This window comes from Siphonobacter sp. BAB-5405, from assembly GCF_002872335.1.
GTDB lineage: Bacteria > Bacteroidota > Bacteroidia > Cytophagales > Spirosomataceae > Siphonobacter.
This window is the reverse complement of record NZ_NJAG01000029.1, coordinates 46,362-63,947: the sequence shown is the minus strand read 5'-3', so window position 1 is coordinate 63,947 and position 17,586 is coordinate 46,362. Positions and strand designations below refer to the sequence as shown.

14 protein-coding genes and 1 pseudogene are annotated in these 17,586 nt (G+C 50.0%); 13 read left to right on the top strand and 2 right to left on the bottom strand.

Annotated elements, in window-relative coordinates:
* Nucleotides 1-197 (top strand): hypothetical protein (locus BWI97_RS28395; protein WP_233207907.1); only part of this gene is annotated, 197 nt, incomplete at its 5' end.
* 107 nt (nucleotides 198-304) lie between these two features.
* On the opposite strand, the gene BWI97_RS18780 is transcribed toward BWI97_RS28395, so the two are convergent.
* Nucleotides 305-1,177 (bottom strand): tetratricopeptide repeat protein, encoded by an 873-nt coding sequence (locus BWI97_RS18780; RefSeq protein ID WP_094814817.1) that lies wholly within the window; start codon nucleotides 1,175-1,177, stop codon nucleotides 305-307.
* Nucleotides 1,178-1,363: 186 nt separating this feature from the next.
* On the opposite strand from BWI97_RS18780, the gene BWI97_RS18775 reads away from it, so the two are divergent.
* Nucleotides 1,364-2,338, top strand: coding sequence for a c-type cytochrome (locus tag BWI97_RS18775; RefSeq protein ID WP_102202321.1), 975 nt, complete (start codon nucleotides 1,364-1,366; stop codon nucleotides 2,336-2,338).
* Nucleotides 2,339-2,383: 45 nt separating this feature from the next.
* Here the strand turns inward: BWI97_RS18775 and BWI97_RS18770 are convergent, their stop codons facing one another.
* Complete coding sequence (locus tag BWI97_RS18770) at nucleotides 2,384-2,581, bottom strand: hypothetical protein (RefSeq protein WP_094814813.1); 198 nt, start codon at nucleotides 2,579-2,581, stop codon at nucleotides 2,384-2,386.
* Nucleotides 2,582-2,725: 144 nt separating this feature from the next.
* On the opposite strand from BWI97_RS18770, the gene BWI97_RS18765 reads away from it, so the two are divergent.
* From BWI97_RS18765 to BWI97_RS18715, 11 genes and pseudogenes are all read left to right on the top strand, one after another.
* A complete protein-coding gene (locus tag BWI97_RS18765) occupies nucleotides 2,726-3,331 on the top strand; it encodes an RNA polymerase sigma factor (protein WP_094814811.1) in 606 nt (201 codons plus the stop codon).
* Between the two features lie 131 nt (nucleotides 3,332-3,462).
* Nucleotides 3,463-4,542: a FecR family protein gene (locus tag BWI97_RS18760; RefSeq protein WP_102202320.1), complete on the top strand. Its 1,080-nt coding sequence runs from the start codon at nucleotides 3,463-3,465 to the stop codon at nucleotides 4,540-4,542.
* A gap of 200 nt (nucleotides 4,543-4,742) precedes the next feature.
* Entirely contained in the window at nucleotides 4,743-8,081 is a 3,339-nt protein-coding gene (locus tag BWI97_RS18755) for a SusC/RagA family TonB-linked outer membrane protein (protein WP_094814807.1), read from the top strand.
* A 15-nt stretch (nucleotides 8,082-8,096) separates the two neighbouring features.
* A complete protein-coding gene (locus BWI97_RS18750) occupies nucleotides 8,097-9,728 on the top strand; it encodes a RagB/SusD family nutrient uptake outer membrane protein (RefSeq protein WP_102202319.1) in 1,632 nt (543 codons plus the stop codon).
* 97 nt (nucleotides 9,729-9,825) lie between these two features.
* Nucleotides 9,826-11,670, top strand: coding sequence for a family 16 glycoside hydrolase (locus BWI97_RS18745; protein WP_102202326.1), 1,845 nt, complete (start codon nucleotides 9,826-9,828; stop codon nucleotides 11,668-11,670).
* 48 nt (nucleotides 11,671-11,718) lie between these two features.
* A pseudogene (locus BWI97_RS18740) lies at nucleotides 11,719-13,643 on the top strand (c-type cytochrome).
* Nucleotides 13,644-13,751: 108 nt separating this feature from the next.
* Nucleotides 13,752-14,267 (top strand): MOSC domain-containing protein, encoded by a 516-nt coding sequence (locus BWI97_RS18735; RefSeq protein WP_094814801.1) that lies wholly within the window; start codon nucleotides 13,752-13,754, stop codon nucleotides 14,265-14,267.
* 190 nt (nucleotides 14,268-14,457) lie between these two features.
* Nucleotides 14,458-15,546: a sensor histidine kinase gene (locus BWI97_RS18730; protein WP_102202318.1), complete on the top strand. Its 1,089-nt coding sequence runs from the start codon at nucleotides 14,458-14,460 to the stop codon at nucleotides 15,544-15,546.
* A 64-nt stretch (nucleotides 15,547-15,610) separates the two neighbouring features.
* Entirely contained in the window at nucleotides 15,611-15,916 is a 306-nt protein-coding gene (locus BWI97_RS18725; RefSeq protein WP_094815052.1) for a ferredoxin, read from the top strand.
* Nucleotides 15,917-16,177: 261 nt separating this feature from the next.
* Nucleotides 16,178-16,858, top strand: a complete 681-nt coding sequence (locus tag BWI97_RS18720; protein ID WP_094814797.1) for an OmpA family protein — start codon at nucleotides 16,178-16,180, stop codon at nucleotides 16,856-16,858.
* Nucleotides 16,859-16,926: 68 nt separating this feature from the next.
* Nucleotides 16,927-17,541 carry a porin family protein gene (locus tag BWI97_RS18715; RefSeq protein ID WP_094814795.1) on the top strand — a complete coding sequence of 205 codons (615 nt, stop codon included), beginning with the start codon at nucleotides 16,927-16,929 and terminating at the stop codon, nucleotides 17,539-17,541.
* Nucleotides 17,542-17,586: the final 45 nt, after the last annotated feature.

The following is a 17,586-nucleotide window of genomic DNA, read 5'->3' as shown; positions in this document are numbered from 1 at the left end:
GCAATGCTAAACATCAACCAGCGAAAGGAACAGTAAAAAAAGGGAAAGGGAGTTGGTGGGATGATTACGAAGGATACACGCATAATCGTTTGATTAGAAAGGGCAAAGGTCTTGTCACGGGTGCCAAAGCTAAACGATCCATCCGAAGGAATAACCTATTCCATGTAATCACTATATTAAGATTCTTGAGCGTATAGCCATAGCCGGGTTCTGATGATGGTATGCCAATTCCCAACAATGGCGTAGACACACGAACGGCTCGCTTTCTGAAGCGAGCCGTTCGTGTGTCTACAAGAAATACTACTTATTTGCTAGCCACGGCTACTACACTTTTCAGACCCAGGGGAGCTTTGGGAGCTTCAAAATCGAAGATGGTCAAATACAGGGTCGTTTTCTTGGCTACATTTTTCGTATCCCGGTAGTTAATCTCCACGACATCGATGGTGCCTTTTCCGTTGGGAGCGTTACTGGAGGCATAGGGTAACGAACCCGTCTTCTTATACTCCACGGGTTTATTCTGGCCGTCGCGGAGTAGATCCAGGTACGTCGTCAGGTTTTCGTATTCGCCAGCCGGACTCGTTCCGACTTTAATGGGTGTAGCTTTGGTCGTACCGTATTTGGCATCCGTCGCCGTACCCGCCAGTTGTAACAAAGGCTTCCGGTTCGCCGGCGTAGGTAACGGATTATTACAGGTTTCCACTTTCAGCTCGGCGGGTTTCATCCCCTGGGCAAAGGCTGCTTTGTAATCGCTACAGGCTTTCTCCGTTTCGCCCAGTAATTCATAGACCAAAGCTCGGTTATAGTAAGCCTCAGCAAGTTTGCTATCGACTTTCAGGGCGGCCGAGAAATCGCTCAGGGCTCCGCGATAATCGGCTAATTTCTTACGGGCAATTCCCCGACTCACCATGGATTTTTTCGCATCCGGTTTAAAGGTAATCGCTTTGGTAAAATCCGTAACCGCATCCTCGTACCGCCGTAAGAGTGAGTAGGCCATTCCCCGGCTCTGGCGTACCGGATAGTCATCTTTAAGGGCAATGGATTGATCGAACGACGTAAGGGCTTCGCGGACCTGACCAGCCTGGGCTTTCTTCAGGCCATCATCGAGTAAGCTTTTGGCGTCCTGAGCGTGCAGGGCCGAAGAAATAAGTACTAAACTACCAATCAAAAAAGATTTCATACGGATCATAAAGAAGGCTCGTAACTACGGAGTCAAAGCTATAAACGGTGAGTAAAAAGGCTTTAGTGTGAACGATGCCGGGCTTCGCTTTCAGGATTTTTTCATAGGTTTGTTCTTCACGCACTTCCGTTGACTCTTGCCCTCTCCGTCAACGGTATAAAGAACTTATCCTTACCGCCAAAGTCAATGAAACCAGTTGGAAAAATCCTTGCCTACACGGCATTGGGAATCGTCATAGCCATAGGTGGGGGCCTTACCTACCTGAAAATGGCTCTGCCTGATGTAGGACCCCCGCCACAGTTAAAAGTGACAGTCAGTCCCGAGCGGGTCCGCCGGGGTGAATACCTGGCCAATCACGTGTCCGTTTGCATGGACTGTCACAGTACCCGCGATTTTCGCAAATTTTCGGGACCGATGGTCGAAGGTACGCTGGGCAAAGGCGGGGCCGTGTTTGGCGAGGACGAAGGTTTCCCCGGAACATTTTATGCGAGCAACATTACCCCGACTGCCTTGAAAAACTGGACCGACGGCGAAATCTTTCGGGCCATTACGACGGGGGTTAGCAAAGATGGGCACGCCTTGTTTCCGGTCATGCCCTATAGCTATTATGGCCGCATGGACCCCGAAGACGTGTACGACATCATCGCTTACCTGCGGAGTATCCCTGCCCAGGAAAATGCGGTACCCGAAAGTAAAGCTGACTTTCCGTTTAACTTTATTTTGAATACCATTCCTGAACCAGCGACGCCACAGCAACGACCCGGCGAGTCGGACGAAGTAGCCTATGGAGCTTACCTGGTGAACGCCGCGGGCTGTAAAGAATGCCACACCCGGGAAGAGAATGGACAAGTTATTGAAACAGAGGCCTTTGCCGGAGGGCGGGAGTTTGCTTCTGACATTGGGGTACTGGTATCGGCCAACCTGACGCCCGATCCGGAAACGGGTTTGGGCCGCTGGACCCGTCAGGACTTCATTGCCCGCTTTAAGTCTTTTGCCGATTCTACCTACGAACTTCGTTCGCTGAAACACGGCGACTTTCAGACGATCATGCCTTGGACCATGTATGGCGGTATGGCGGAGAAAGACCTGGGAGCCATGTATGCGTACCTGCAAACACTCAAACCCGTTTTGCGAGTTACCCAGCGATTTATTCCGTATTAAAACAAAACCCCACCCGGAGGAGGCTTCGGGGGTGGGGTTTTGTTATCAGGTAGTTCGGGTTTTGCGAACTTTCATGCCGCGGTTTTCGGCCCATTCTTTGGCTTTTTCGGTGGCAATCGCGATTGCGGAGTCTTCCGGTCGGCCATCGGCCAGAAGGGCGTTTGCAATCGCAATGGCTTTTTTTCGAACCGGAGCCATGAAGTTTTTCAGGGAATCCGGATAATTCGTGTGCGTCCAAGGCATTGCTTTAAAAGGTTGGTTAGGCAGCACAACAGAAAAAGTTATACCATTTCGGGCAGTAACGTATAGTTAAAGACTTCTTACCACCGAATAGATTTTTGTTCGCGTAGTTTAGGCCGTATATTCGAAGGTTAGAACGAGTAGCCCTTGACGAAAAGCCTGACATACACGGACGATACGGAACTTTGGATCGCCTTCAAGCAAGGCGACATCCAGGCGTTTGAGCAAATTTACCGCGACCATTTTACCATGCTGCTTTCCTACGGAAAACGCATTAGTAATGATCCCGAACTGGTAGAAGATGCCATTCAGGACGTATATGTGGAATTGTGGAAGCGACGGGAAAATTTGAAAAGCCTGCATACCATCAAATTTTACCTGTTTCGGGTTTTACGAAATCGCCTGTATAACCTGCGACAGGCGGACCTGCCCCTTGTGGCCGAAGATGACGAGGATAATCCGGAAGACAAATTTCAGGAACTGTATAGTCCTGCCATTGAAGCCAGCCTGATTGAAGAAGAAGTCACTTCCTTACAAAATGCCCGCTTGAAGAAAGCCCTGGAAGAACTGCCCGGCCGGCAGCGGGAGGCCATTATGCTTGCTTTCTACGATGAATTCAGCACGGAAGAAATTGCGGGTATTATGGGTATAAACCAGCAATCCGTCAACAATCATCTCAACCGGGCGTATGGACTGTTGCGTAAACTGCTGACAGACACACTTTTAGTGGTGATACTGTACTGGTTACGCTGATAAGTCATTGCATTTCTACGAGCTGAAGCTATCACCCGAAAGCTGCGAAGTCCAATTAATTAAAAAAATAATTTAAAAACTGAGTTGAGGGGTGTGATTCTGCACTATCTCTACTAGAAAAGTTCGTCTGCATGGATCAAAAGCCTGACTTGCTACAAGATTTTATTGGCAATCCTTCGTTTCGGAAGTGGGTAAATGACCCCGATGCGTCCACCGTGGCCCATTGGGAAAGCTATCGCCGGAAACACCCCGAACAGGAAGCCGTAATTCGGCAGGCTGCTACCGTAGTGCGTAGGCTCAAAAAAGCGAGTACGGAACTGGCTCAGGTTCAGCCAGACCCCCGGAAAGAAGAAGAAATCTGGCAATCCGTTCGCCAGCAATTATTCCCGGCACCCGTACGGCGTTCGTTTGCCTGGAGCTGGGTAGCAGCGGCAGTAGTGGTGCTGGGTATCGGTTTAAGCTGGACGATGCTCCAGCCTGCAGAAGCTCCGCAGCTCGCTCAGGTGACGCCGATCCCGCAACCCGATTCAGTCACCATTAGCAACGTCAACACCAAGCCTCGTCTGGTTTCCCTGCCCGACGGAAGCTCCGTTATTTTGCAAAAGGGAAGTAATCTTCGCTACGAAAATCCATTCCGGACTCAGAATCGTATGGTTTCTCTGTCTGGGGAAGCCTATTTCGAGGTAGTCCGCGACACCACCCGGCCCTTCCTGGTATACGCCAATGGACTGGTGGCTAAAGTATTAGGGACTAGTTTCAACATCAAGGCTTACAATCGCGATAATAATGTCATCCTGACCGTACGGACAGGGAAGGTTTCGGTTTCGTCTCATAAAGTCTTCGAGGATGCTTCAAAAGAAGCAGATGATCTGGTGCTGCAGCCCAATGAACAGGTCGTTTTCGCCCGGAAAGAATCCCGGTTATTCCGAAGCCCCGTGAATACGCTGGTGGAGGCGAAGACGCTGGTACTCCGGCCCGTCAATCTGGTGTATAACGCCGTTCCTGTCAGCGAAGTCATTGCTGAAATTGAGCGGACCTATGGTATTAAGGTCATTTTCCAAAATCCTTCGCTGAGCAATTGCCGCATTACGACCGATTTGAAAGAAGGAACGCTTTCACAGAAATTAGATATTATCTGCAAGACGATAGAAGCCAACTGGGCTGCTCAGGAAAATTTCGTAGCCGTGAGCGGTCGGGGCTGCCGACCTTAAACATTTGAACTAAACCCTGTACTATAACCCCTAACCCCCTTTTATGTCGTAACCCCTTTCTATAAGTGAAAAAAGCCAGTGATGTTCCTACCATCACTGACTTTTCAAACAATTCCCTCTGCATAGCTTGTGCTCATCCGCTTCTAACGGATGCAGGGATTCATTTGCGTTTTTCTGTTTAAAAAAACCATTTCAAATGTATGAAACAACCGTTATTCTCCAAAGAAATTGGGTGGAAGATCATGCGATTAACCGTACTCCAGCTTCTGATTGTTGCCTTCTTTACGAATGTCTCCGTCGCCCTTGATGGTAGAGCTCAGGAGTTCATGAATAAAAAGATCAGCATCGAGCTTCAAAATAAGAGTGTGAGTGAAGTACTATCCCAGCTGGAAAAAGCAGCGGGTGTTAAATTTTCGTATAGCCCTGACCTGATTCAATCGCAACGTTCGGTAACGCTGAACGCGTCGAATGAAAGCCTGAGTGTGGTACTGCAACGTTTGCTCCAACCCCTTCAGATTAAGTTTGAACTGGTCGGCAATCGCCTGATTCTCACGCGTGCCAACCGGCTGGAGCCTACGTTCATTGAGCGGTACATCACGCTGATGATGCCCAGCAAGATTCAGGGTGACAAGCCCCTGCTGACGGTTACGGGACAGGTAAAAGATGAAACGGGATCGGTAGTACCGAGTGTAACGATTTTGCTGAAAGGTACGCCGAACGTAGGTACGGTTACGAACGCCGAAGGTCGTTACTCCCTGAACGTACCCGATGGCAATGCCGTACTGGTATTTTCTTCGATTGGCTATGAGTCACAGGAAGTTCCCGTCAATAACCAGACGACGATTGATGTGACGATGAAATCGGACATCAAGTCCCTGAATGAAGTCGTAGTAGTCGGTTACGGTACGCAGCGTCGGCAGGAAGTAACTTCGGCGGTATCGACGATCAAAACCGAAGACTTCAACCAGGGTGGTACCCGGAATGCACTGGATTTGATTCAGGGTAAAGTAGCAGGTCTGCAGATTACGCGTACCCAGGGTAACAACCCGAACTCTAGCCCGGCTATTCAGCTGCGGGGTATTGTCTCCATCAATGGAGATCGTTCACCCCTGGTCGTTATCGATGGTATTCCCGGTGGTAATCTGGATCTGCTGCAACAGGATGATATTGAATCGTTTGACGTATTGAAAGACGGTTCAGCGGCGGCAATCTACGGTACACGGGGAAATGCCGGGGTAATTCTGGTGACGACGAAAAAAGGAAAAGGAGGCCCTCCAACGCTGACGTATTCTACCTATGCTCAGCACGAAGTCGTTGCTAAACGCCCTCAGTTTTTAACCGCTGCGGATTGGCGGGCAGCGATGCAGGATCCAACGAACCCCAAGGCTAGCCAAATGCGTGATTGGGGGGCGAATACGGATTTCTACGATCTGATGCTTGATAAAGGTAATTTAAGCCACTACCACAACATGGCTCTTTCAGGCGGTAGCGGTGCGAATAGTAATTACCGCGTTTCGATGTACTACAACGAAGCCAACCCCATTACGATTCAAAACTGGCGGAAGCAATTTGGTGGTCGTTTAAGCGTCTTTCAGAAATCATTAAATAACCTGCTTTCTACGTCGGCTAATCTGGCGACCAACTTCAATAAAGCGAACTTGCTAGGTGGTAATACGGGTGATTTTGAAGAGGCCCTGGGCCGTAACCCGACGCAACCGCTGTTTGACCCTAAGACGGGCCGCTACTACGAGGAAGGGTCGACCGTAAACCCCATTGGTCGCTTGAACCAAGAGAGGTTGACTCGGGATCAGCAAACGACTTCTGCCGATATCCGCTTTACGTTAGAACCCTTTAAAGGCTTTAAAGCGAGTGCCTTTGGAGCTGTTCAGCGGGATGTTTGGAATGATGATGAATACCGGAACCGGGATTCGCGTCGCTCGGTGCTGGATCAGTTAAACGGTACGCCCATCGCTGGAACAGGGTATGCACGTAAGTACAATGAGATCAGAAACTTGTCTACGTTCGAGTCTACATTGGAATACGAAACCAAGTTTCATCAGGATCATGGATTCAAAGCACTGGCTGGGTATAGTTATCAGTATAACGTGCGTTCCTGGTTTCAAGGAGCAAACAGTGGATTCTTAAACGATCAGTTCCAGGAAAATAACCTCGGTGCAGGTAACTTCATCGCTTTGGGTAAATCTTCCTTGGGCAGCTTTAAAGAAGACAATACGCTCGTTGCGTTTTTCGGCCGGTTGAACTACGATTACAAAGGCAAGTACATCGCTCAGTTCATTCTGCGTCGGGAAGGCTCTTCTCGCTTCGGTAAGAATAACAAGTTCGGTAACTTCCCCGCCGCTTCCGTAGGTTGGAATTTAGCTCAGGAAAATTTCATCAAGTCACTCAATGTCTTTGATGATTTGAAGTTCCGCGTAGGGTATGGGATCACGGGTAACCAGGGAATCCCAAACTACCGTTCACTGGTACGTTTAAGTACGGGTAACTTCTACTTGAACGACGATAACGTATGGCGTCAAACCTACGGACCGACTAATAACCCCAACCCGAATCTTCGTTGGGAGCGGAAGGCGGAATTAAACTTTGGTTTGGACTTTGCCCTCTTCAAAGGTCGTTTGAGTGGTACGTTTGACGTATACCGTCGCCGGACAAAAGACTTATTAGGTGATTTTAATACTCAATTGCCTCCTTACATCCAGGCTACGCTGTTTACGAACGTAGGTACGATTGATAACAACGGGGTAGAATTAAGCTTGAGCGGCTCGGTCATCAAGAAGAAGGATTTCTCCTGGAGTATGGACGTTGTGGGTAGCACGCAGAAAAACCGACTGGTTTCGCTGTCGAGTGATGTCTTCAAGGCTACATTCCTGAACTTCGGTGGTATCGGTGGTACCGGTGCTTTAGGAGATGCGATCCGTACCATCGAAGGTGGTTCACTGGGTAGCTTCTACGGAAAACGGTTTGCCGGTTTCACACCCGAAGGCAAATGGTTGTTCTACAAAGCCTCCGGTGAAGCCGTAACGGCGGATAAAATTGTGGCTAACGAAGATTACACCTACATCGGTAATGGTATTCCGAAAGTATACCTATCCTGGAACAACCGTCTGCAGTACAAAAACTTTGATCTGACGGTATTCTTCCGCAGCAAGCTGGGTTATGACATCCTGAATCTGCAACAGGTATTCTTCGGAAACAAAGTATACTTGCCCACGAACGTACTGAAAGATGCCCTGGGTCGTAACAACCAGATCAACGATGCTCTCCAGTATTCGGATTATTACCTAGAACCGGGTGGATTTGTAAAGCTGGACAACGTAACGCTAGGTTATAACTGGCGATTCAACTCACCCGTAATCAAGAATCTGCGGGTGTACGCTACGGGTCGTAACCTGTTGACCATTACCAAATACCGTGGTATGGATCCGGAAATCAATGATGTCGGACTGGATCCTGGTATCGATGGTCGTGGTTTCTACCCCCGTACGCAGTCGTACACGCTTGGTCTTAATGTTCAATTCTAATATTCGAACGCATTCATGAAACGTTACTATAAAGGGCTGGTGTACGCTGGCTTACTGGCGATTCTCACGGGTACGAATGCTTGTACCGATCTTGATGAGACGCTGTATAATGAAATTGACGCTTCCAAATTCTATAACAACCGTCAGGAAATTCTTTCAGCCGTACTGCGTCCGTATACGCACGCGAACGCCTGGACTGCTCCGACCGGACAAAACGGTCACTGGCGGATTACCGAACTTTCGGCGGATCAGTTAGCCTGGCCGCAGAAGGGTCGTCACGGGTACGATGATGCCCAGTGGATTCGTCTGCATGGTCACAGCTGGTCGTACACCGAAAACACCGTATGGAACCCCTATAACCTGATGTTTACGGGGGTAGGTTTCTGTAATAACGCCCTGGGCGATTTTAGCCGGGTGGATTTTGCGAAAGTAGGTGTCAGTGAAACGGACAAAAACGCGTTCATTGCTGAATTGCGAGTATTCCGGGCGTACCACTACATGAAACTGATGGACATGTACGGCAATATTCCCATCGTTACGACGGTAGGAACGCCAACGAGTCCCGAGACACGTCCCCGGGCGGAAGTATTCGCTTTCGTGGAAAAGGAATTGACCGAAAGCGTTGACTTACTGCCCAACCTCGAACAAAAGTATATCGGCCGGATCACGAAAGCGGCGGGTTACTCCATGCTGGCTGAGTTATACCTCAATGCCGAAGTATGGTCTGGAAAGGCCCGCTGGGATGAATGTATTGCCGCCTGCGACAAGATCATCAGCGGTCAGACGGGAGGTTTGAACGGAGCTCCTGTATTGGATGCGGATTTAGTATCTACTTACAGTAACACCAATAATAACTCGAAGGAAATCCTGTTCCAATTGGTGTACGATGCTCAGTTAACCTCCACGCGTTGTGGTTGGAATAGTGACTTCTACCACTTTAACCAGCGGTACATCTACGATGGTGATAATAATGGTAATAACGGGGTCGTTGTCATTCCTTCGGCTTACGATGCGTTTAAGGATACGGATCTTCGCAAGAAACAGTGGTTTTTGATTGGACCCCAATTCTACGCGGCTGATCCCACCCGTCCGGTACTGGGTACGGAAGAATACAAAGATCGCCAGCTGGTATTTGTGAAAGAAATCCGTCGGGCGAGTGAAAACGGAACCGCTTCTTCCATGATTACGGGTGAAGAAAACAGCGGTGCTCGTTTCAACAAGTACCGTCCGGGCCGCCAGTCGGAGCCGAAGTACTGGAGCAACGACTGGTCACTGTACCGTCTCTCAGAAATTTATTACAACAAGGCGGAAGCCCTCATGCGTAAAAGCGGTGGAACGGCTACGGCAGAGGCCGTGAAGTTGGTGAACGACGTTCGCAAGCGGGCATTCTCCGCCGCTGATTTCGAGAAAGAAGCCTACACGACGGCTACGCTGACGTTGGATGAAATGCTGGCCGAACGTGGTCGCGAATTCATCTTCGAAGGCAAACGCCGGACGGATCTGATTCGCTTTGGCAAATTCGTGACTGCCAGCTGGTGGGATCACACGCCGAGCGGTGATCAAAACAAAAACCTGTATCCGCTGCCCCAGCGTCAGTTGGCAGCCAACCCGAACCTGAAGCAAAACCCGGGTTATCCGGCTCAATAAGGGATTGATTGGAGGATTAACGGACGGAGCAACGTATGTTCCGAACGTTAATCCTCTTTTTTTCTACTTGCCGCCTTTTATTCAACATTTTACCATCATGCAATTGAAACAACCGTATAAACCTCTGCTCTGGGGGTTGATGGTCGGCTGCGTGCTTCACTCCGGTGTTTGGGCTCAGCAGACGCCCACGGGGCAGGCCCTGAAGCTGACCGATCTGAGTGCCTTCAAGAAACCGAATGGTTCGAACTGGCAGATTGTAGGGGACGCGTCAGCTCCCCTGTCGGCCACGCTCAGTACAAGCAAAGGCTCAGGCGTACTGGTCAATCTTCCCAACGAGAAAAATAAAGCCAACCTGCTTTCGAGCCTCGAACACGGAGACATCGATCTGGAGCTTGACTACCTGATGGCCAAAGGTTCCAACTCGGGCATTTACCTGCAAGGTCGTTACGAAATCCAGCTTATGGACAGCTGGGGCGTCAAAGGAGCTAAAATCGGTGATAACGGTTCCATCTACCAACGCTGGGATGACAAACGCGGAGCGGGTAAAGAAGGCTACGAAGGCCAGGCGGCCCGGCAAAATGCCAGCAAGGCTCCCGGTCTGTGGCAACACCTGCGGATCTCCTTTCAGGCTCCCCGTTTCGATGCCAAAGGCGTAAAGATTGAAAATGCCCGTATCGTTCGGCTGGAACTCAATGGCGTAGCCATCCACGAAAACGTAGAGCTTTCCGGTCCTACGCGGGGTCCGCTGGCGAATAATGAAGTAGCCCATGGCCCGATCCTGATTCAGGGCGATCACGGAGCCGTGGCTTTCCGTAATATTCAATACACTGCGTACGATACACCTCGTCCCGCTTTAACCTCTCTGACCTATCAAGTATACACCGGTGCTTACGACAAGGAACCCGATCTGAAGACGGCTACGCCAGCTTCGAAAGGAAATGCCAAATCCCTGTCGGCTGGTGTCGTTTCCACGCCAAGTAACTTCCTGATTCAGTACAAGGGCACGCTGCAAGTGAAAGAAGCGGGTTCGTACACGATGCAGGTCGTAGGCGTCAACGGTTTTACCGCGTTGAAAGTAAATGGCAAATCGGTCGGTGATTGGACCATGCGGAGTGCTCCCGTAACGGTAGAACTCCCCGCCGGAAATGTGCCGGTTGAACTGATGTATTCCAAACTCAACGGTCGCGGTGCACCTTCGCTCGGACTGATGATCTCGGGTACGGGTCTGCGTCCCTTTTACCTGGGCGATGGGAATGCGGAAGGCATGACGGGTAACGAAAATGGCCCCATCCTGATTGAAGCGAACAACCCAATTGTACACCGCAGTTTCATGGACGTGCCGAACGGCCGCGAGCGGGTACGCGTCACGCATGCCATTTCTGTCGGTAGTCCGGAAGAGGTTCATTATACCTACGATCTTGACAAGGGAGCCCTGGTGCAAGTCTGGAAAGGAGAATTTCTCGACGCTACGCCCATGTGGAACAGTCGGGGCGATGGCTCTTCACGGCCTACGGGTATGGTGCAACGGTTCGGTGTACCGGCTTTGAGCCTGAGTCGTCTGTCTTCGCCGCAGGCCGCCTGGGTTGCGGATACGGTGGGCAGTCAGTTCCGTCCGAAAGGCTATACGCTAAAGGAAAATCAGCCGACGTTTCGCTACCAGAGCTACGGTTCGCTGGTACAGGATGCCATTCAGGTATTGCCCGGTCGGGAAGGCGTGAAGCGTGAGATTACGGTAGAAAAACCCGCCGCTGATCTGTACGCCCGTCTGGCTCAGGCCGAGCGTATTCAAACGCTGAATGATCAGTTGTACCTGATCGGTGACAAAGCCTACTACATCCAGTTGGAAAGTGGTGTGAAACCCCTGATTCGTCAGGTGAATGGCCAGCAGGAACTGCTCGTGCCCATGCGTAGTGGAAAACTCAGTTACTCCCTTTTATTCTAAGCAATCGTTATGGCTTTATTCCATACTTCCTGGTTCCGTCGGGCGTCGATGCTGGCTTCGCTGGCACTGACGACTACGCTTGCCGTGGCTCAGGAATCACCTAAAGAAGAAGATTTTTTCCGCATCTTTCGCGTACCCGCTCCCGAAGGTACGCTACTGGAAGTGGGCGGAATGACCGTATTGCCCAACGGAGATCTGGGCGTATCCACCCGTCGGGGCGACATCTATATAGTTGAAAACCCGACGAGCCGTCGCCCGTTTTTCCGCAAGTTCGCGAGCGGCCTGCACGAAATACTGGGTCTGGTTTACAAAAACGGATCCTTCTACTGTGCCCAACGCGGCGAGTTGACCAAACTGACCGATACGGATAAGGACGGCAAAGCCGATGTACTGGAGACGGTATACGCCTGGCCTTTGTCCGGTCACTATCACGAGTACAGCTTCGGCCCTAAAATCGCTCCGGACGGTAGCTTCTTTGTTTCGGGCAACGTGGCTTTTGGTAACGAAGAATGGTGGGCGGGCGAAAGTCGCGTCCCTGGCGGGGTTGGGTGATGAACATTACCGAAGACGGGCAAATGAAACCCTGGGCCACGGGCGTACGCTCGCCCTGCGGTTTAGGGATCATCGACGGTGAATTATTCTACAGCGATAACCAGGGCGACTGGATTGGTTCGGGTGGCGTATGGCACCTGAAAAAAGGAGCCTGGGTGGGTCACCCAGCGGGTTTACGCTGGTCGGACCTGCCAAACTCCCCCGTGAAGATCAAGCAGGAGGACGTGTATGCGATTGTGGATTCCCGTCGTCGTCGCGATGCCAATGGTCGGGCCATCAAACCCGAGAACGTGGTCGACGAAACGCCGATTCCTTTATACACGCTGAAAGAGAAATTCCCGGCGTTGCAATTGCCCGCCGTTTGGTTACCCCACGGTATCCAGGGTATTTCCAACTCCGAGATTCTTGAAATTCCTCAGGGTAATTTCGGTCCGTTCGCCGGACAGGTACTGGTAGGCGATCAGGGACAATCGAAGATCATGCGGGTGTTCATGGAAAAAATTAACGATGAATACCAGGGAGCGTCCTTCGATTTCCGGGCTGGTTTCCAGTCAGGCGTACTGCGGATGGCCTGGGGTAAAGATGGCTCACTGTTCGTGGGTGAAACCAATCGGGGCTGGGGCTCCGCCGGTGAAGCCAGCGAAGGTCTCCAACGCCTGGTCTGGAATGAAAAAACGCCGTTCGAAATGAAGGCCGTACGGGCCATGCCCGATGGGTTTGAAATCGAATTTACGCAACCCGTGGATCGGAAGTCGGCCGAAGACTTGGCTTCGTATACGGTGGATAGCTTTGTTTATAAGTACCACCCGGTGTATGGTAGCCCTCCAATTCTACGGGAGAGCAATGCCATTAAAGGGGTTAAAGTATCGGAAGATGGACTGAAAGCTCGCCTGATTGTCGATAATCTGCGTCGCTATTACATCCACGAACTGCGTCTGGATGGCGTGCGGAGTACGGAAGGCTTTTACTCACTCGTACACCCGCAGGCGTTCTATACCCTGAACAATATTCCAACGGGTAAAAAACTGGCCATGAGTGAAGTCAGTACGCGGAGCACGGCCGTAGCCGCTGAAACGTCCGCTCCGGAAAAAGAAACGCCTGCTACGGGTAACGGAAAAACCACTCCTGCCAAAACCGGACCCAAAACCGTAAAGGTAAATGTACCGAGCTACGATGAAGTGAAGCCCTTACTCACCAAGCATACCTGCTTGGCCTGCCATCAGACCAGTAAGCGTCAGGTGGGTCCGGCGTATACGGAAGTAGCCAAGCGGGGATATACCAACGAAAAAATTGTTGAGCTGATTCACAATCCCAAGCCCGAGAACTGGCCGGATTACGCCACGGAAATGCCGCCCATGCCGCAGGTTCCGAAAGCAGATGCTCTGAAAATTGCAGCCTGGATTAATTCGTTGAAAAAGTAATCTCTTTTTGCATCGATTTTCGCTACGTCCGGTGGCTTACCCGTGGGGTGAGTTACCGGACGTACGATTTTTTATGGGTATCTTTCGTTATACAAACTAGAAATGACAATGGCAGAGGAAAGACCCATGCACGGACTGATGAATCACTTTAGCCAGCCCGGCACCCTGGAATGGATTGGCTTACGAACCGGTCCGCGTAAACCCGTAGAATCCGTACCCGAAACCTACGTACGCATCGGTACGGGACTGGATGGCGACCGTTATAAAGGTCAACCCGAAAGCAAACGACAGGTAACGCTGATTTCCCGCGAGCACCTGGATGCCGTTGCTTCTTTCGTCGGCCGCGAACAGGTAGACCCGGCTGACGTACGCAGAAATCTGGTCATTCGGGGCGTGAACCTACAGGCCTTAAAAGGTAAACAGTTTAAAATCGGTGAAGTCGTACTCGAATACACGGGTGAATGCCATCCCTGCAGTCGGATGGAAGAAGTGCTCGGTGTGGGTGGATACAACGCCATGCGGGGACACGGCGGCATTACGGCGAAAGTCTTACAGGAGGGAAACATTCAGGTCGGTGATTCGCTGGAAGTGCTGGACGAAGTACAAGCGTCTGAAAAAGAGTAGCCAAACGCAAGAATTTACCGGATCGGATCCATCAAATACGGGACTGCTTTACTTATATTTACGTAGCCATTATGAAAAGGTAAGTACGCTTTTCCGCCCGGTGTGTGATTCTTTTCAAAGGTAGGGGCCTGATCGCTTTTCAGGACCTATCGGGCTGCATGCCTACCTCTGTATCCGATCCGGCTCTGGAATGAAAACGTTTATCCACCGTTTATTTAGCTTACCGTTTATTCAACTATCCGGAGCGAATGTCTGGATGTTACTGGGCATTGTTTCCTGGACCGTACCCCTGGGCAACTTCGTATGGCTGGGCAAACCTTATGTTCAGAACGGAAAGATTTTTCTGGTGACCACCAGTGCCTCGTACCTGATTGTTTTTGGTGGATTGTTGATTCAGGCGGTACTCATCCGTCGAATCATCAGCCGATATCCGGGCATTGAACAAACGCCGAAACGGATTGCTCTGGAGTTGGGAGTGTTTGTTCTGATGAATACCGTAGTTACCGTTCTTATCTTCTGGGGCGTGTACAAACAGGTAGGGGTGTATGAACGAATGGCGACTTTTGCTCCAACCTTTTCTACGTATGTAACGATTGGTTGCATCAGTATTACGGCCAGTTTCTTAACGGTAGGCTTGTACGAGAGTTACTATACCTTCCAGAAATGGAAAGAAAAGACGCTCATGGCCGAGGCGTACAAACGCGAAGCTCTGGTCAATCAGCTGGAAATTCTCAAAAATCAGGTCAATCCGCATTTTCTCTTTAATAGTTTGAATGTGCTCTCAATGCTGATTACGGAGGAACCTCGTCAGGCGGAGCAATTCGTCGAACAACTGGCCCGCGTCTATCGGTATTTGCTGCAAACCAATGATCAGGATTTGGCCTGTCTTTCCCAGGAACTGGATTTCATCGAAGCCTACTATCATTTGCTCCGGACGCGGTACCAGCAGGGAGTTGAGTTGTCGATTGAGGTAGCCGCTTCGTATCGGGAGTGGTTATTACCTCCGCTAACCCTACAGTTACTGGTTGAAAACGCGGTGAAACACAATCGAATCCAGCCCCATCAGCCCTTACGTATCACCATCGGTGTTACCGAAGAGGGATGGTTACGGGTGGGCAATAACCTGCAACGCAAAACAACGCGGGTCGTATCGCATCAGGTAGGACTGGCGAACATTGCTTCGAAGTATCGCCTACTGGCTCAACCCGAGCCTGTTATCAGTGATACCGACGGTCATTTTGTGGTAACGATGCCTCTCTTAGCCCCGGCTCTGATCTAAAACCAAGGAAAGTAGTGTATACCAGTGTTTGAGCCTTATTTTTGTAGCTCAAGTAACGAGCCTTATGAAATATAAAAAGCATCTTTTCATCTGTACCAATCAAAAACCTGCCCCGAAGCGTTCCTGCGGCGAAGAACACGGACTGGCTCTGGTAGAAGCCTTTAAGGGAAGAATCAAGGAACTGGGTTTACAAGTCGATATTCGTGCTCAGAAGACGGGTTGTCTGGACGTATGTGCATTCGGACCTGCCATGGTCGTGTATCCGGAAGGCGTATTTTACGGAAATGTACAATTATCCGACGTAGAAGAAATCGTTCAGAGCCACCTCGTTGGAAATCAGGTCGTCGAACGCCTGAAGCTTAACGTATAGGATTTATTTGGTTTTTATTTTAGTACTGACGACTCTTTCCAGCCTTGGGAAGAGTCGTTTTTTTTTAGAGTATTTGTGGTTTGAGTAAATAATTTCCCATTTTTCATCGTTGCGGATTAATGGTGTGATCTTTAAGCATTAGGCTGAATATCAGTGACGTATAAATGATTTTAACGCTCTTTAACAAATCTCAAGATCATTTTTAAACTCCGGGCGACCTTTTTTTCGTAGGTACATTCGTAAACAATCTTTAGTAAAGCCATGAAACGCGTAATTGTAAAAGGCATGTGGATGATGGTTTTGGCTTCCACGCTTAGTGCCAGTTTTTTCTCGTGTAACCGAAACGCTCAGGAACCGAAAAAATCCAAGTTTAATAAAACGCAGAAAGGTACGGCCATTGGCGTAGGTGCCGGAGCCGTAGTCGGAGGCGTGATTGGTAGTGCTTCGAAGAACACCGCCATTGGAGCGATTCTGGGAGCTACTGTAGGGGGTGCCGCCGGAGCAATCATTGGTCGTAAGATGGATAAACAGGCCAAACAGATTGAGAAAGACATGGGCGAAGCCGCCAAGGTAGAACGCGTCGGTGAAGGGATTCGCGTAACGATGGATGGCCAGTTACTGTTTGCCTATAACTCGACGGAAATCAGTCCGCAAACCCGCGAAAATCTGGCTAAACTGGCTGAAACGCTGAAGAAAAATCCCGATACCAATTTGCTGATTGAAGGTCACGCCGATAACCGGGGTACGGCCGAATACAACCAGGATCTGTCCGAACGCCGGGCCGCTGCCGTATCCAGCTTTTTACGTCAGGAAGGCGTAGGAGCCAGTCGGATGACCATCAAAGGGTACGGCTTCAATCAACCGGTAGCCAGCAATGATACCGAAGACGGTCGTCGCCTGAACCGCCGGGTAGAAATCGCGATTCTGCGAACGAACAAATGAAACAGGACGCTCAGAAGGGGCAATAAGTAAGCCCTAGGAACACATTCATCGCTCAACCCTTTTAATCCATGAAAAAATTAGCAATCATTTTTGCCTTCTGTCTGGCTACGACCAGCGTTTTTGCCCAGTCTATTACGGCTCGTACCGGGATTCGGGGAGGATTCTCGGCCAGTAACCTTCGCATCAAGGAATACACGGACCGAAATCCCTTGTACGGTTTCCACGTCAGTGCCTTTACCCAGATTCCGGTGATTACCGATTTCCTGTATATCCAGCCGGAGGTAGGTTATACGAACAAAGGAACCCGGGCTACCTTTAATGTCGCTAATTTTGAAAATGAAAACAAGTTCAAATTGAATTATGTAGAAGTACCCGTGCTGGCTACGTTTAAGATTGGAGATTTTGTCGATATTCACGCCGGACCGTATGTTGGCTATCTGTTGAAAGCTGCCGCTGAAAACAATAATAGTTTAGGTGGAGCATCAACGGTATTGGATACCGATAACTTCAAACGGTTTGATTACGGTGTAGGAGCAGGACTAACCCTGTATTTTGGTAAATTCCTGATCAGTACGCGGTACAACCTGGGTCTGCAGAAAGTGGCGGATTCGTTTGTGGCTCAACAAGTGTTGGGTAATGCAAAAAATACATCTGCTCAACTTTCCGTTGGCGTAACGCTTTAATTAGCTTTCCTTTTCACCCATAAAAAGAGCGGCTTCTCCAGAAGT

What these genes read in the sequence shown, in the direction of transcription:
- BWI97_RS18750 (WP_102202319.1), top strand. Translation starts at nt 8,097, where the DNA reads ATGAAACGTTACTATAAAGGGCTGGTGTACGCTGGCTTACTGGCGATT.
- BWI97_RS18755 (WP_094814807.1), top strand. Translation starts at nt 4,743, where the DNA reads ATGAAACAACCGTTATTCTCCAAAGAAATTGGGTGGAAGATCATGCGA.
- BWI97_RS18775 (WP_102202321.1), top strand. Translation starts at nt 1,364, where the DNA reads ATGAAACCAGTTGGAAAAATCCTTGCCTACACGGCATTGGGAATCGTC.
- BWI97_RS18770 (WP_094814813.1), bottom strand. Translation starts at nt 2,581, where the DNA reads ATGCCTTGGACGCACACGAATTATCCGGATTCCCTGAAAAACTTCATG.
- BWI97_RS18780 (WP_094814817.1), bottom strand. Translation starts at nt 1,177, where the DNA reads ATGAAATCTTTTTTGATTGGTAGTTTAGTACTTATTTCTTCGGCCCTG.
- BWI97_RS18730 (WP_102202318.1), top strand. Translation starts at nt 14,458, where the DNA reads ATGAAAACGTTTATCCACCGTTTATTTAGCTTACCGTTTATTCAACTA.
- BWI97_RS18760 (WP_102202320.1), top strand. Translation starts at nt 3,463, where the DNA reads ATGGATCAAAAGCCTGACTTGCTACAAGATTTTATTGGCAATCCTTCG.
- BWI97_RS18725 (WP_094815052.1), top strand. Translation starts at nt 15,611, where the DNA reads ATGAAATATAAAAAGCATCTTTTCATCTGTACCAATCAAAAACCTGCC.
- BWI97_RS18720 (WP_094814797.1), top strand. Translation starts at nt 16,178, where the DNA reads ATGAAACGCGTAATTGTAAAAGGCATGTGGATGATGGTTTTGGCTTCC.
- BWI97_RS18745 (WP_102202326.1), top strand. Translation starts at nt 9,826, where the DNA reads ATGCAATTGAAACAACCGTATAAACCTCTGCTCTGGGGGTTGATGGTC.
- BWI97_RS18715 (WP_094814795.1), top strand. Translation starts at nt 16,927, where the DNA reads ATGAAAAAATTAGCAATCATTTTTGCCTTCTGTCTGGCTACGACCAGC.
- BWI97_RS18735 (WP_094814801.1), top strand. Translation starts at nt 13,752, where the DNA reads ATGGCAGAGGAAAGACCCATGCACGGACTGATGAATCACTTTAGCCAG.